Annotated in this window: 11 protein-coding genes; 5 read left to right on the forward strand and 6 right to left on the reverse strand. The window is 70.6% G+C overall.

Annotated elements, in window-relative coordinates:
- Nucleotides 1-29: 29 nt before the first annotated feature.
- Complete coding sequence (locus IE257_RS01550) at nt 30-1742, reverse strand: carbohydrate-binding module family 20 domain-containing protein (RefSeq protein WP_189963725.1); 1713 nt, start codon at nt 1740-1742, stop codon at nt 30-32.
- Between the two features lie 499 nt (nt 1743-2241).
- On the opposite strand from IE257_RS01550, the gene IE257_RS01555 reads away from it, so the two are divergent.
- Nucleotides 2242-4173 (forward strand): multicopper oxidase family protein, encoded by a 1932-nt coding sequence (locus IE257_RS01555; protein WP_189963727.1) that lies wholly within the window; start codon nt 2242-2244, stop codon nt 4171-4173.
- 73 nt (nt 4174-4246) lie between these two features.
- A complete protein-coding gene (locus tag IE257_RS01560; RefSeq protein WP_189963729.1) occupies nt 4247-5038 on the forward strand; it encodes a hypothetical protein in 792 nt (263 codons plus the stop codon).
- 106 nt (nt 5039-5144) lie between these two features.
- Here the strand turns inward: IE257_RS01560 and IE257_RS01565 are convergent, their stop codons facing one another.
- Genes IE257_RS01565 through IE257_RS01585 form a run of 5 tightly spaced genes read right to left on the reverse strand, consistent with a single transcriptional unit; the run spans nt 5145 to nt 11044 of the window.
- Nucleotides 5145-6158, reverse strand: a complete 1014-nt coding sequence (locus tag IE257_RS01565) for a LacI family DNA-binding transcriptional regulator (protein WP_189963731.1) — start codon at nt 6156-6158, stop codon at nt 5145-5147.
- Nucleotides 6143-7732: a glycoside hydrolase family 13 protein gene (locus tag IE257_RS01570; protein ID WP_189963733.1), complete on the reverse strand. Its 1590-nt coding sequence runs from the start codon at nt 7730-7732 to the stop codon at nt 6143-6145. Before IE257_RS01570 ends, IE257_RS01565 begins: the two co-directional genes overlap by 16 nt.
- 51 nt (nt 7733-7783) lie before the next feature.
- Entirely contained in the window at nt 7784-8710 is a 927-nt protein-coding gene (locus IE257_RS01575; protein ID WP_229920056.1) for a sugar ABC transporter permease, read from the reverse strand.
- Between the two features lie 2 nt (nt 8711-8712).
- A complete protein-coding gene (locus IE257_RS01580) occupies nt 8713-9762 on the reverse strand; it encodes a carbohydrate ABC transporter permease (RefSeq protein WP_189963735.1) in 1050 nt (349 codons plus the stop codon).
- A 7-nt stretch (nt 9763-9769) separates the two neighbouring features.
- Nucleotides 9770-11044: an extracellular solute-binding protein gene (locus tag IE257_RS01585; RefSeq protein ID WP_189963737.1), complete on the reverse strand. Its 1275-nt coding sequence runs from the start codon at nt 11042-11044 to the stop codon at nt 9770-9772.
- Nucleotides 11045-11266: 222 nt separating this feature from the next.
- Here IE257_RS01585 and IE257_RS01590 point away from each other — a divergent pair, with 222 nt between their 5' ends.
- The 3 genes from IE257_RS01590 (at nt 11267) to IE257_RS01600 (ending at nt 15305) form a co-directional block, all read left to right on the forward strand.
- The gene (locus IE257_RS01590) at nt 11267-13165 is read left to right on the forward strand and encodes a glycoside hydrolase family 13 protein (protein ID WP_229920057.1); all 1899 of its coding nucleotides are present in this window, start codon (nt 11267-11269) and stop codon (nt 13163-13165) included.
- A gap of 26 nt (nt 13166-13191) precedes the next feature.
- Complete coding sequence (locus IE257_RS01595; protein ID WP_189963739.1) at nt 13192-14223, forward strand: LacI family DNA-binding transcriptional regulator; 1032 nt, start codon at nt 13192-13194, stop codon at nt 14221-14223.
- Nucleotides 14224-14294: 71 nt separating this feature from the next.
- Nucleotides 14295-15305, forward strand: a complete 1011-nt coding sequence (locus IE257_RS01600) for a DUF389 domain-containing protein (RefSeq protein WP_229920058.1) — start codon at nt 14295-14297, stop codon at nt 15303-15305.
- The last annotated feature ends 49 nt before the right edge of the window (nt 15306-15354 follow it).

Below are 15354 nucleotides of genomic sequence, written 5' to 3' on the forward strand. Positions count from 1 at the left end.
CGGGCGGCCCTGGTCGGTGGAGCGGCGGCTCAGCTGCGCCAGGTGTCGGTCAGCGTCACCTTGCCGCTCGCGGGCACAGTGGCGGTGCGGTTGGCTCCGCTCTCCCACGTGACGTTTCCGGCGGCGTCCTTGCGGAGGTACTTGTACGAGAACGCGGTGCCGGCCGGAATGGTCACGTCGAGCTTCCAGACGGGATAGGCCGCCGGGTCGAGCTTCAGGGCGCCACCGGTGTTCCAGCCGCCGAGTTCGGCGCGGTCACCGGTGACGTAGATGTTCTGTCCGGGAACGGTGGTGGCGTTGACGCCGAAGGCGGCCCCTGCGGACCCCGCCGGGGTACCGGAGCAGGTACGGGCTCCGGTGTGCAGGGCGAGAGCCGTCCCCGCGGCAAGCGTGGCCGTGAACTGCCCGCCCGAGCCGACCGTGACGGTCCGCCCGCTCTGCACGTCGCAGTAGTCGCCGCCGGGGAGGGAGCTCTGGAAGGTCCGGGTGAGGGCGGAACCCTCGTGGTTGATCGCCACGTACGCCTTGGTGCCGCGTCCGAAGGCGATCTGGTCGCCGCCGTTGTCCCACCAGTTCGTGACCCCCTGGCCGCGGGCCGCGTTCCGGAGGGCGACCATGGAGGAGATCTCCCGCCAGGCGTGCTGGCACTTCCATCCGTCCGCGTAGCAGGCACTCACGGAGCCCCCGTTGGGCGGTCCGGCGTCCTTGTCGGTCCACTCGTAGCCGGAGTGCACATCGGGGGAACCGTAGGGCCAGGCCAGCGCGAACACACTGGCGAGCGTGTAGGCGGAACCGTCCTTGTAGCTGAGGGTGTCACCACCGCGCTCGGTGTCGTGGTTGTCGACGAAGACCCCGGCCTGCCCGCTCGCCATGTACCCCCAGGCCTCACCGAAGTTCTTCAGGTGGGCGAGGTTCTCGTTCTGGAAGACCCGCTTGAGGTCCCGGGCGTAGCGGAACTCCTGCACGTCCCCGTTCCCGAGGTACTCGCCGGGTGAGACGGCCTCGCCGGCCCCGTATATCGCCTCCTGCTTCCAGTAGACGCCCGGGTTGGTCAGCCGGGACTTGATGTTGGCGAGGTCGGCGGCGGGCATGTGCTTGGCGGCGTCGATCCGGAAGCCGTCCACGCCGAGCGACAGCAGGTCGTTCAGGTACCCGGCGATGCGCCCGCGCACGTAGTCCTCACCGGTGTCCAGGTCGGCGAGCTGCACGAGCTCGCAGTTCTGGATGTTGCCCCGGTCCTGGTAGTTGGAGATCGTCGCGCGGCAGTCGTCCATGTCGGCGCCCGAGTAGAGCCCGGGGTAGCCGTACTTCGTGTACGAAGACCCCCCGGTCCCGGTGTGGGTGGCGCCCGGGTCCGCGGGGCCGGCCATGTGGTTGATGACGGAGTCGACGACGACCTTCACCCCGGCGGCGTGACAGGTATCGGCCATGGCCTTGAAGGCGGCCCGGTCGCCGAGCCGGCCGGCGATCCGGTAGCTGACGGGCTGGTACGAGGTCCACCACTGCCCGCCCTGGACGTGCTCCTGGGGAGGCGAGACCTGCACGTACCCGTACCCGGCGGGCCCCAGGGACTCGGTGCAGGCCTTGGCGACGGAGTCGAAGCGCCACTCGAACAGGACGGCGGTGACGTCCTTCTCACCGGGCGGCGCGGCGGCGGCCTGCGGCCCGACGGCGGTGAGCGCGGCGGCGGCGAGTGCGGTGGTGGCGCAAAAGGTTGCAGCTCTGACGGCTCTGGCAGGCATGCGGGGGGCCTCCTGGCGGAAGACGTGGGGGGATTGGAGCGACCGTAGGGGCCAGGTAGGAGCCCTGCAAGAGTTTGCGCAAGAGATTGCAGAATTGTTTCCGACGCGTGTCCTGCCGGCCGGGCCCCCTCTGGACTCCGGCCCCGGCGCGCCGAGTTCACCTGCCCAGGACGCCGCCGCGGCACCCTCGCCGAGCCGGGCACGGGCTCCCGCCGGACGGACGGGTCCGCGGCCGACCTCACCCGCGGACCCGCATCCCACCGGGCGGAGTACGTACGGAAGGAAAGCATTCGGTCGCACCGGGGGAGATATTTTGGGACCGGCGACAATAACTCGATCTCAATTCCTGCCCATTTACGGCCGGAATCGGCTCAACGAGCCTTTCTCGAATGGAATCGGCGCGCTGCGACAGCGCCCCGGAACCAGCGCGGTATGCCTTCAGTGACACGCGGCGTCGACGGAAAGCTGGAGATGAATGGTCGGGCGAAGGAATTTCCTCATGGCCGGTGCCGCCGGGGGTGCGGCCGTGCTCTCGGGGAGCGGTCCCGGAGCACAGGCGTACGCGGACCCCGGTCCCGGCCATCACCACGGCCACACACCGGGGCCCGACGACGCCCCGGTGCCCAAGACCCCTCCGCTGGAGAAGTTCGTCGACGCGCTGCCCACGCCGGAGACGGCCGTCGCGGACACGTCCGCCTATCCGGGGGCCGACTACTACGAGCTGACGATGAGGCCCGGCACCTGGCGCTTCCACCGGGATCTCGGGCCGGCCGACGTGTGGGGCTACTGGGCCGGAAATCCGCGCGATCGCCACGAGCCGATCGGCATGGGCTATCTCGGGCCGACCATCAGCGTGATCAAGGACCAGCCGACGGTCATCAAGTACCGGAACGAGCTGCCGACCACGCACCTGTTCCAGTTCGTGATCGACGCGATTCGCAGCGGGGACCCCCAGCTCGCCCCGATCGCTCCGCCTCCCTACACGAGCGAACCGCCCTTTCCCGAGAACGTCAACGTGTGGAACGTCGTGCACCAGCACGGCGGTTTCACACCACCGCAGTCCGACGGCATGCCGCTGCACTCGTTCAGCCCGGACGGCATCCACGCCGAGTCCTACACGACCCTGGAACCGGACCGCGTCAAGCGCAACGAGGCCATCTGCGCGTACACCAACCACGAGCGCGCGTCCATGCTCTGGTACCACGACCACGGCATGGGGATGACCAGCGTCAACGTCTATGCGGGCCTGGCCGGCCTGTACCTCATCCGCGACCCCGCCGACGAGCGGCTCGGGCTGCCGCAGGGCGAGTACGAGGTCCCCCTCATCCTGCAGGACCGGACCTTCCATCCGGACGGCAGACTCGCCTACACGATGACCCAGCAGGAGGGCGAGGACACCCCGGTCGTCAACGGCAAGGCGTACCCCTTCCTGGCCGTGGAGCCGCGGCGCTACCGGCTGCGCATCCTCAACGCCTCGAACGAGCGTTTCTGGCGGCTGAGGTTCGACCCGCCCCGGGACGTGGTGCTCCAGCCCAATCTTCCCTTCTGGCTGATCGGCACCGACGGCGGATTCCGTGCTCCGCTGCACATGCTGAATTTCCTGATCGGGCCGGCCGAACGGTACGACCTGATCGTCGACTTCGGTCAGCTGCCCATGGGCTCGAAGGTCACTCTCACGAACTACCACGCGCCGGTGCACTACCCCGGCGTGCCCGGCCAGGGGCCGGAAATCTCGGAGGTCATGCAGTTCCAGGTCACCAAGCCGCTGTCCGGCGCGGACAGGACGACGCCGCCGAGGAAGCTGAAACTGCCGGCGGTCGTGCCCAACGAACCGGAACCGCGGATCCACCGGCGGGAATGGGTCGTCTACCAGCACAAGCTCTTCAGCACCATGACGTTCAACGCGGTGCCCTTCATGGAGCCGTCCCAGGACTTCATCAAGGCGGGCGAGAAGGAGATCTGGGAGTACGTCAACCCCAACCACGACGCCCACCCGATGCACGTCCACCTCGTCAACTTCCAGGTGCTGAACAGGCAGCCGATCGACGCGGCCGCCTACCAGGCGGATTACGAGAAGTGGATCGACGGTGGCCGCAAGGCGGCGGACAAGCCGGTGCTGGCGAACTACTTCACCGGCCCACCCATTCCACCGGACCCGGACGAGGCGCTGTCCTACAAGGACACGTTCAAGTCCTATCCGGAGACGGTGACCAGGATCATCACCGATCCGTGGAGCCCGCCGACGGAGCCGATCGCGTCGATCCCGAACAGCGGAACCGAACTCCCGGCGACCTACGTCCACCACTGCCACCTGCTGGAACACGAGGACGACGACCTGATGCGCCCGTTCACGATCGTCGACCCCGTGGCCGCCGTCCCCGCGCCGGGCGACGACGGCGGCCACGGGGGCCACGGGGGCCACGGCCACTGAGGCACCGATCTGCCGCGGACACTCGGGTAGCCTGCACCCTCGACAATTGAACTCGTTCAAACCAGGGGGTCACATGGGTGGGACACAACGCCGGCCGGACATCGCGCTGTGCTGGGCGCTCGGCATCGAGGCGGTGGGGCTGCTGGTGGGATTCGGGCTCGCCGAACCCACCGGCCTGAGACCCGACCACTCCAGCGGCCTGCTCGCCATGTGCGTACTGCTCATCGCCGGGTGCGGGTCGCTCATAGCCCTCGTACTCGCACTGGCGCACCGGCGATCCGGTCCGGCCTGGTGGGCGGCCGCTTCCACGATTGCCCTGCTGGCGGTCCTGGTGATGCTGATGGAGTCGGGGATGGGGGACTGGTTCACCGGGTGCGCCGTAGCACTGCTCGCGATTCCCGCAGGCGCCGTCGTGAGCCTCCGACGTGCGTCCCGGCACGCGCCGGAAGGGGACGCCGGAGCAGGCGCCACGCCCGGCGGTGACATCGGGAAGGCCGCGACGGCCCTGGCCGCTGTCGCACTGGTGGCCTCGCTGTCCATGGGCGGGGGGATGGAGGACGTGGACTTCGCCGGAACCTGGACCGCCGATCGGCACGACCTCACCCTCACCCTGACCGACAGCCGGCTTGGAGACGGGCAGTACACCCTGCAGCGGGAAGGGTGCTCGGAGGAGGGCTCCTGGACTCTGGACAACCCGGCGGTGACGACCTCGGTCAAAGCCCGGCTGCACCAGGACACGGCGACCACCGCGTGCCTCCCCGGCACCAACAGCGTCATGCTCCACATAGCGGGCGGCACAGTGGCCGCCCCGATCCTCGACCTCAGGGGCCCGGACGGCACGAGGTGGACCCTCAGGCGGGATTAGCGGAGACCGGGGGCGGCTGCGGCGGGCAGGAGCCGGGCGGACCGGGCCGGGCAACGCCCGCTCGCGAGCGGGGTGCCGAGGGACCGGTCATCCCGCCCGCCGAAGCCTACGGCGCCTCCGCCGTCGAGCCGCGGACCACCAGTTCCGGCTGGAAGACGTACTCCGTGCGCTGGACCGGGGTGCCCGACACCGCCTCCAGGAGGGCGCCCACCGCCGCCGTCGCCATCGCGCGTACCGGCTGGCGGACCGTCGTCAGCGGCGGGTCCGTGAACGCGATCAGCGGGGAGTCGTCGAAGCCGACCACCGACACGTCCTGCGGCACCCGCAGCCCGCGCTCGCGCGCCGCGCGGATGACGCCGAGCGCCATCGGGTCGCTGCCGCACACGATGCCAGTGCAGCCGCGGTCCAGCAGGGCCATGCCCGCGGCGTGCCCGCCCTCCACCGTGAAGAGCGTGCGCTGGATCAGCCCGTCCTCCTCGGCCGCGGGCAGGGCGGTGAGGAATCCCTGCTCCTTGCGGGCCGACGGTACGTACCGCGTCGGCCCGATCGCGAGTCCGATCCGGCGGTGCCCCAGGTCCTGGAGGTGCCGTACGGCCATGTCGGCCGCCGCCCGGTCGTCCGGGGAGATGAACGGCGCGTTCACCTGCTCGTTGAAGCCGTTGATCAGAACGAACGGCACCCCGCGCGCCGCCAGTCTCTGGTAGCGCGCGGGGTCCGCGTGGGCGTCGGCGTGCAGGCCCGACAGGAAGACGATCCCGGTGACCCCGCGCTCCTCCAACTGTTCCACCAGTTCGTCCTCGGTGGCCCCGCCCGGGGTCTGCGTGCACAGCACCGGCGTGTACCCGTGCCCGGCCAGCGCCTGCTCTATGACCTGCGCGAACGCCGGGAAGATCGGGTTGGTGAGCTCCGGGATGAGCAGCCCGACCAGCCCGTTGCTGCGGCGTTTGAGCCGTACGGGCCGCTCGTAGCCGAGCAGGTCGAGCGCGGCCAGCACCTTGTGCCGGGTGCCGGCCGCCACGCCCGGTTTGCCGTTGAGCACACGGCTGACGGTCGCCTCGCTGACCTCGGCCTGCGCGGCGATGTCCGTCAGCCTGAGCGGGGAAGTCACCCCTGCCACCACACCGTGCAGTCCGCCGGAAGGACGTCGGGCTCGCCGAGTTCACCGCTCGCGAGCACGACGGTGCCCGGTGCGGGCAGCCGTACCGGCTCGTCGGTGGTGTTCACGGTGCAGACGAAGTCGCCGCGCCGGAAGGCCAGTACACCGGCCGGGGCGGGCAGCCACTCGACGGCGTCGCCCGCACCCAGCGCCGGGTGCTCGCGCCGCACCCGCAGCGCGGAGCGGTAGAGCTCCAGGGTGGAGTCGGGGTCGCCGGTCTGCGCCTCCACACTCAGCCCGGCCCATTCCGCGGGCTGCGGCAGCCAGCTGCCGCCGGTCCCGAAGCCGTACGGGGCCTGGTCGCCGCTCCACGGAATCGGTACGCGGCAGCCGTCGCGGAGACCGTCCTGGCCGTTCGCCTTGAAGAAGGAGGGGTCCTGGCGCACCTCGTCCGGGAGGTCCACCACCTCCGGGAGGCCGAGCTCCTCGCCCTGGTAGACGTACGCCGACCCGGGCAGGGCCAGCATCAGCAGCGCGGCCGCCCGGGCCCGCTCCAGGCTGCCGAAGCGGGTGCGGTGGCGGACGACGTCGTGGTTGGAGAGCACCCAGGTCGTCGGGGCGCCGACGGGCCGCATCGAGTCGAGCGACTCGTCGATGGTGGCGCGCAGCGCTTCGGCGTCCCAGCCGGTGTTCAGGTAGTGGAAGTTGAAGGCCTGGTGCAGCTCGTCGGGGCGCAGGTACAGGGCGGTGCGGTCGGCGCTGGGGGTCCAGGCCTCGGCGACGCCGATGCGGTCGCCCGCGTACTCGTCGAGGACCAGGCGCCAGGAGCGGTAGATCTCGTGGACGCCGTCCTGGTCGAAGAAGGGCAGCACCTGGTTACCGAGCAGCTTGAGCTGCTCGTCGCGGCCGAGGTCGGGCAGGCCGGGGGCCTTGACCAGGCCGTGGGCGACGTCGATGCGGAAGCCGTCGGCGCCGAGGTCGAGCCAGAACCGCAGGATGGAGCGGAACTCGTCCTGGACGGCGGGGTGTTCCCAGTTGAAGTCGGGCTGCTCGGGGGCGAAGAGGTGCAGGTACCACTCGCCGTCCGGGACCCGGGTCCAGGCCGGACCACCGAAGATCGACTCCCAGTCGTTGGGCGGCAGCTCTCCGGAGTCCCCCTGCCCGGGGCGGAAGTGGAAGCGCTCGCGCAGCGGGGTGCCGGGGCCTTCGCGCAGTGCCTGCTTGAACCATTCGTGCTGGTCGGAGCAGTGGTTCGGGACGAGGTCGACGATGATGCGCAGGCCCAGTTCGTGGGCTTCGCGGATCACGGCGTCGGCGTCGTGCAGGGTGCCGAACATGGGGTCGATGGCCCGGTAGTCGGCAACGTCGTAGCCGGCGTCGGCCTGCGGGGAGGCGTAGAAGGGGCTGAGCCAGACGGCGTCGACGCCCAGCTCCTTGAGGTAGGGCAGTCGGCTGCGGATGCCTTCGAGGTCCCCCATGCCGTCCCCGTTGGAGTCGGCGAAGCTGCGCGGATAGACCTGGTAGATCACCGCTTCTCTCCACCAGCCGGGCTGCGTGCCGGTGGAGGTGGGGAGTGCGTCGGCGAGGTGCTGGGTCATGGTGTCCTTGGAGAGATCGGGCCGGGGGTGAGAGGGGGCAGGCTCGGGTGGTCAGCCCTTGGTGGCGCCTGCCGTCATCCCGGCGACGAGGTGACGCTGGGCGAAGACGAAGAAGATCGCCGCGGGGATCGCGATGAGGACCGAAGCGGCGCTCATGGCTCCCCAGTTGGAGGTGTACTGCGTGACGAAGGTCTGCAGTCCGCCGGCCAGGGTGAGGTTCTCCTCGCCGACCATGAAGGCGGAGGCGTACGCGACCTCGCCCCAGGCGGTGATGAAGGCGTAGAAGCCGGTGACGGCGAGGCCGGGCTTGGCGAGCGGCAGGATGAGGCGCCAGAAGGTGCCGAAGGGGTTGAGCCCGTCGACGCGGCCGGATTCGTCGATCTCCACCGGGATGGTGTCGAAGAAGCCCTTCATCATCCAGGCGCAGAACGGCACGGCGATGGTGAGGTAGGTGATGATCAGGCCGAGCGGCTGGTTGAGCAGGCCGAGGTCGCCCATCAGGTTGTACAGCGGCACGATGAGGATGGCCATCGGGAACATCTGCGTGATGAGCAGGGTCCACATCAGGGGCCGCATGCCGGGGAACTTGAAGCGGCTGACCGCATATCCGGTGGTGGCGGCGATGAAGACACCGAGGACGGTGGTGACGCCGGCGACCAGGACGGAGTTGGCGAACCAGCTGAGGAAGTGGCTCTGCTCCAGCAGGTACGTGTAGTTGCCGAGGGTCGGTTCCTTGACGAAGTCCGTGGTGATCGCGTGCTTGGCCGGCTTGAGCGAGGTCAGCACGATCCACAGCACCGGGAAGACGGCGATCACGGACGCCACGACGAGGGTGGCGTGCAGGCCGACGGAGGCGAGCGGGGAACGGCTGCCCCGGGCACGGGTGGTCGACTTGCCGGCCGTTGCCTTGCCGGCCGTTTGCTTGCCGGCGGTCGCCTTGTCCGCGGTGGTCGTAGCGGCGGTGTTCGCAGTGGACATGGTCACCACACCTCTCCCTGCTTGCGCAGCGAGCGCCGGTAGACCAGCGCGAAGATCATGAGCAGGGCGAGGATCAGGACGCCCCAGGTGGCCGAGCCGGCGAAGTCGCGCGGGCTCGACACGAACGCCTCGCGGAAGGCCTGGGTCACCAGGATCTCGGTGGAGTCGCCCGGTCCGCCCCGCGTGAGCAGGAAGATCACCGGGAACATGTTGAAGGTCCAGATGGTGGAGAGCAGGATCACCGTCATGCTCACCGCGCGCAGCCCGGGCAGGGTGATGTGCCGGAACCGTTGCCAGGCGCTGGCGCCGTCCATCTCGGCGGCTTCGTAGAGCTCGCCGGGGATCGACTGGAGGCCGCCGAGCAGGGCGACCATCATGAAGGGGACGCCGAGCCAGACGTTGACGGCGACGACCGAGAACTTGGCCCAGGTCGGGTCGTCGAGCCACGGGATCGCGGCGATGCCGCCACCGTCGAGGATCTTGTTGAGGATGCCGTTGTCGCGGTTGAAGAGGAACCGCCAGGCGAAGACGGAGACGAAGCCGGGGACGGCCCAAGGCAGGATGAGCGCCATCCGGTAGGCGGCGCGGCCGCGGAAGTCCCGGTTGAGCATGTTGGCCAGGGCCAGGCCGAGCGTGAAGGTGATGGACACGCACGCGACGGTCCACATCACCGTCCACACCAGTCGCTGCAGGAACACCGGGTCGCCGAGCACGGCCACGTAGTTGTCGAGTCCGACGAACTCGTAGGTGGCCTCGATGTGCCGGACGCCGATGGTGCGCGAGACGTTGCGCTCGTTGGCGTCGGTCAGGGACAGGTAGATGCCCCGGACCAACGGCCAGCCGATGATCACGCCGAGGACGAGCACCACCGGGGCGACCATGGCCCAGGCGTACCAGTGCGTGGCGAGGGCGCGCCGGAGTCCGGACGCGCCTTTGCCGCCACGGTCAGTGGGGTCGCTGTCAGTCCTGCGGCTCCGGCCGCGGGCGGCGACGTCGTTCTCGACGTCGTCGCCCGCGGCCTTCGCCACCGACTGGCTGGTGTCGGCAGCCATGGTTTCGTTACTTCCAGCCCTTGAGGATCTTGCGGAACTCGACGCCGGCCGCCTTGGCCGCGTCCTCCGGGCTCGACGCCCCGGTGATCGCCTTGGTGTATTCGACCTTCAGCGGCTCGAAGAGGGAGCCGTTCTCCGGGATCCAGGCGCGCTCGACGGCCTTGTCCACGGCCGGCTTGAAGAACTGGACCATCTCGCTGCTCTTGACGTCCGCCTGGTCGTAGGCGGCGGTACGGGTCGGGAGCAGGCTGAGGTCCTTGGCCGACTGCACCTGGACCTCCTGCGAGGTCATGTACTCGACGAAGGCGTGCGCCGCGGCGGTGTTCTTGGAACCGGCGTAGACGGCGAGGTCGTGGCCGCCCTGCGGAGCACCGGCCTTGACGGAGCCGGCCGGGACTGCGGCGACGCCGAGGTTGGCCTTGTCCTTGAACTGGTCACCGGCGAAGGTGTCCGCGACGGCCCACGGACCGTTGATCATCATGGCGGCCTCGCCGGACTTGAAGGCCGTCTGCATGTTGGTCCAGCCGTCGGTGGCGTTGGTGACCGCCGCGCCCGAGGTGACCAGGTCACGAGCGGTCTTGAAGGCCTTGACGCCGGCCTCGTTGTCGACCGTGACCGTCTTGTTCTTCGCGTCGACCAGGTCGCCGCCCTCGCCGTAGATCAGCGGGAGGAACCAGTAGGCGTCGTCGCCGCGCAGGTAGAGGCCGGCCTTGCCGCTCTTCGCCTTGATGGCGGCGGCGGCCGTCTTCAGCTCTTCCAGCGTCTTGGGGGGCTGGACGCCGGCGTCGGCGAGCATCTTCTTGTTGTAGAAGAGGCCGAGGGTGTCGATGACCTGCGGGACGGCGTAGGTCTTGCCCTCGTACTTGCCGCTGGCCGCGGCCTGCGAGAGGAACTCGGCGTCGACCTTCTTCGCCGTCTCGGCCGGGACCTCGTCGAGGTAGCCCAGCGAGGCGAAGTCCGCGACCCAGCCGACGTCGGCGCGGATCACGTCAGGCGCGTCGGAGCCGCTGCTGAAGGCGTTCTTGACCTTGTTCTGCGCGTCGCCGTACGGGACGTTGACGTACTTGACGGTCACCTTCGGGTGCTTGGCGGTGAACGCCTCGGCGAGCTTCTGGAAGCTGGCCTTCTCGGCGTCGTTCGAGGTGTCCCACCACGTGACCGTGCCGGAAAGCTCGCCGCCTGCCTTGGCCTCGCCGGCTGCGTCCTTGTCGTCCCCACCGCAAGCCGTTGCCGCGAGCGCCAGGGTCGCGACCAGCGCGGTGGCCGCTATGCCACGCCGCATATGAACTCCTTCGATGATCCCGGCCGCGCCCTCGCGGTCCCGAGTTGCCAGGAACGTAACAAGACTGAAAGAGGACCGAAAGGCCTTGCGCAAACTTTCTGCAAGCGGAGGCGATCGTTACATCCGTGTGTCCGTACGGTTGCCGCAGCTTGCTGTTAGTTCGAGTCACCTTCGACCGCCCGGGCCCGCAACCAGGGGGCGTGTACCCGCGTTGACCCCGATATGACCCACGACTCGACGGCCGTCCAGCTTGCAAGCTCTTCCAGCAACGCGACCGCGAGCGGTGGCGGCTGGTGGCGCGATGCAGTCATCTATCAGGTGTACGTGCGCTCCTTCGCCGACAGCGACGGAGACGGGATCGGCGACCTCCGCGGGGTCCGCTCCCGCCTCCCCCACCTCGCCCGGCTCGGGGTCGACGCCGTGTGGCTCACCCCCTTCTACGTCTCCCCGCAGGCGGACGGCGGCTACGACGTCGCCGACTACCGGGCCGTCGACCCCCTCTTCGGGGACCTCTCCGACGCCGACGAGCTGGTCCGCGCCGCCCACGCCCTGGGGCTCCGGGTCATCGTCGACGTGGTGCCGAACCACACCTCCGAGCAGCACCCGTGGTTCCGCGCCGCCCTCGCCGGGGAGCCGGGAGCCCGCGAGCGCTACCACTTCCGCCCGGGACGGGGGCCTGCCGGGGAGCTGCCGCCCAACGACTGGGAGTCGATCTTCGGCGGCCCCGCCTGGACCCGGGTGCCGGACGGCGACTGGTACCTGCACCTCTTCGCCCCCGAGCAGCCGGACCTCGACTGGGACCACCCCGAGGTCGCCGCCGAATTCGCCTCCGTCCTGCGCTTCTGGCTCGACCTCGGCATCGACGGCTTCCGCATCGACGTCGCCCACGGCATGGTCAAGGCCCCGGGCCTGCCGGACATCGGCCGCGGCGCCCAGGCCACCCTGATCGGCACCGAGCCGCTCCCCTTCTTCGACCAGGACGGGGTCCACGAGATCCACCGTTCCTGGCGCCGCCTCCTCGACTCCTACGGGGGCGGGCGGATCGGGGTCGCCGAGGCCTGGGCGCCGACCTCCGAGCGGCTCGCCCTGTACGTGCGCCCCGACGAACTGCACCAGGCCTTCAATTTCCGCTTCCTCAACTGCCCGTGGGACCCCGCCGCGATGCGCACCGTCATCGACGAGTCCCTGGCCGCCACCACCGCCGTCGGCGCCCCGACCACCTGGGTGCTGTCCAACCACGACGTCGTGCGCCATGTGACCCGGTACGGCGGCGGGGCCCGCGGCCTGGCCCGGGCCCGGGCGGCCGCGCTGCTGATGCTGGCCCTGCCCGGGTCGGCGTACGTCTACCAGGGCGAGGAGCTCGGCCTCCCGGAAGTGGCGGACCTCCCGGACCGGGCCCGCCAGGACCCGGCCTTCCGCCGCGGGCGCCGTCAGCAGTGGGCCACGGCCGGCCCGGCGGGGTGGGAGCGGGAGGCCGACGGTGCCCGGCCCCCTGCCTCCGGCACCTCCGGACCGCAGACCACCACCCCCACCGGGTCGGAGTCCGGGCCCGGGGGCGCGTCCGGGAGCGGGCGCGGGTCCGAACCCGATGTCACGACCCGGCCGGAAGCTCCCGGGCAGGACGGGCTGCGCGACGGATGCCGGGTGCCGCTGCCCTGGTCCGGGGCGCAGGCCCCGTACGGCTTCGGGCCGGCCGGCAGCTGGCTCCCGCAGCCCGCCGGCTGGGGCGACCTCAGCGTCGCCGCCCAGACCGGCGACCCGCACTCCACGCTGGAGCTCTACCGGGCCGCGCTGGAGCTGCGCCGGGCGATGCCGGGGCTGGGTGCGCCCGAGGCGGGAACGGGGAGCGCGGAAGGGGCCGCGACGGAGAGCGGGACGGAGGCGGGGACCGGCCCGGACGGGTCGGCCGAAGGCCCGTACCCGTGCGGGATGCGCTGGCAGTCCGCCCCCGAGGGGGTGCTCCTCTTCACCCGTCCCGGCTTCGCCTGCACCCTCAACAGCCGCCCCGACCCGGTGGAACTTCCCGCGCCCGGACGTCCCGTACTCTCCAGCGCCCCGGTGGAGACGGACGGGCGGACCGTCCGGCTCCCCCCGGAATCGTGCACGTGGTGGTCATGGTGAACGTCCGACCGGTACAGTCCAATCCCGTGACCGCACGGCTAGCCGACATCGCAGCCCAGGCGGGGGTCAGCGAAGCCACAGTCAGCCGCGTGCTCAACGGCAAGCCCGGTGTGGCCGCAGGCACCCGTGAATCCGTGCTGGCCGCCCTCGACGTACTCGGCTACGAGCGGCCCGTGAAGCTGCGCCAGCGCAGTGCGGGGCTCGTCGGTCTGATAACTCCGGAACTGGACAACCCGATCTTCCCGGCGCTCGCCCAGGTCATCGGCCAGGCCCTGACCCGGCAGGGGTACACGCCGGTGCTGGCCACGCAGACGCCCGGCGGGTCCACCGAGGACGAGCTGACCGAGATGCTGGTCGACCGCGGCGTCTCCGGGATCATCTTCGTCTCCGGCCTGCACGCCGACACCACGGCCGACATGGGCCGCTACGACCAACTCCGCGGGCAGGGCGTCCCGTACGTCCTGATCAACGGGTTCTCCGACAAGGTGCAGGCCCCCTTCGTCTCCCCCGACGACCGGGCCGCGATGGTGCTGGCCGTCACCCACCTGACCGCGCTCGGGCACACCAGGATCGGGCTCGCGGTCGGGCCGAAGCGGTTCGTGCCGGTCCTCCGCAAGATCGAGGGCTTCCGGCTCGGGATGAAGGAACGGCTCGGGCTCGACGAGGCCGAGGTCGAGGAGCTGATCCAGCACTCCCTCTACTCGCTGGAGGGCGGCCAGGCCGCGGCGGCCGCGCTGATCTCGCGGGGCTGCACGGCGGTGGTGTGCGCGAGCGACATGATGGCGCTCGGCGCGATCCGGGCGGCCCGGCAGCAGGGGCTGCGGGTGCCGCAGGACGTGTCGGTGGTCGGCTTCGACGACTCCCCGCTCATAGCGTTCACCGACCCGCCGCTGACCACCATCCGCCAGCCCGTGCAGGCCATGGGGCAGGCGGCCGTCCGCACCCTGCTGGAGGAGATCGGCGGCACGCCGGCCCCGCACAGCGAGTTCGTCTTCCTGCCCGAACTGGTCGTGCGCGGCTCCACGGCCTCGGGCCCCGGCCAGCGCCGCCGGGACTGAGCCTCCCCGTAAGGCCTCCGGAAGCACGTGTCCTGCGGCGGTGGGCCGATCCCGGTCTCGATACTGGGCAGATGCCCCTGCCAGGCCGCCTTCGCGACAGGATCCTGCCCGACCACAAGCGACGTTCCCTGGAGGACCTCCAGGAGGATCTCGACCTGTCGTCGGGCGACAGCCGGGCGAAGCAGTCCGCCTTCTGGACCATGCTCACACTGTCCTCGGTGATCGCCGCCTGCGGGATCCTGACGAACTCCACCGCCACCGTCATCGGCGCGATGATCATCGCGCCGCTCTCCACGCCGATCATGGGCATCGCCCTCGGTGCCGTGCAGCGCCGACGCTCCACGGCCCTCGCCTTCGTGGCGCTCGGCGGCCTGCTGGTGCTCCTGATCGGCGCGGCGGCCTCCCTGGTGGTGCCCGCCTCCTACGACCTGCTGTCGGACAGTCAGATCTCCAGCCGGACCTCCCCCGGGCTCCTCGACCTGATCGCCGCTCTGGCCACGGGCTTCGCCGGCGCCGTGGCGCTGTCCCGCAAGGACGTCGCCGCGGTCCTGCCGGGCGTCGCGATCGCGATCTCCCTGGTACCGCCGCTCGTGGTGACGGGCGTGTGCGCCGGCCAGACCTCGTGGTGGCTGGCCCTGGGCGCGCTGGTGCTCTTCGTGTCCAACCTCCTCGCCATGGTCTTCGCGGGCATGGTGGTCTTCGCCGCCCTCGGGTACAGCCGGGCCGCCGGACACCCGGAGCGGGCCGGGGCTTCCCGCCGCGCCTACGTGATGCTCGGGCTGCTGTTCACCGCGGTCGCCCTCCCGCTGGCGGCCAACACGGTGACCGCGGTCCTGCTGAACGCGTGGACCGCCCGGACCTGGAGCGCGGCGGAGAGCTGGCTCTCGAAGAGTCCCGGCGCCGCCGTCACCGGCGTCGACGCGCAGTCCAGGACCTTCTACGTGCACGTGCGCAGCCCCGGTGACCTCCCGCCGATCGAGGACCTCCTCGCGGACCTCGAAGGGCAGCTCCCGGACGGCGTGCCCATCGTCGTCGACGCCACCCGGGGGCAGCAGATCATCGCCGGGAAGGTGGGGGAGTAGCCGGGACCGGGATGGTCTGCGGGCCCGTGTCGTACCCAAGGCGGACCGG

The organism is Streptomyces avidinii, assembly GCF_014650695.1.
GTDB classification, from domain to species: Bacteria; Actinomycetota; Actinomycetes; order Streptomycetales; family Streptomycetaceae; genus Streptomyces; species Streptomyces avidinii.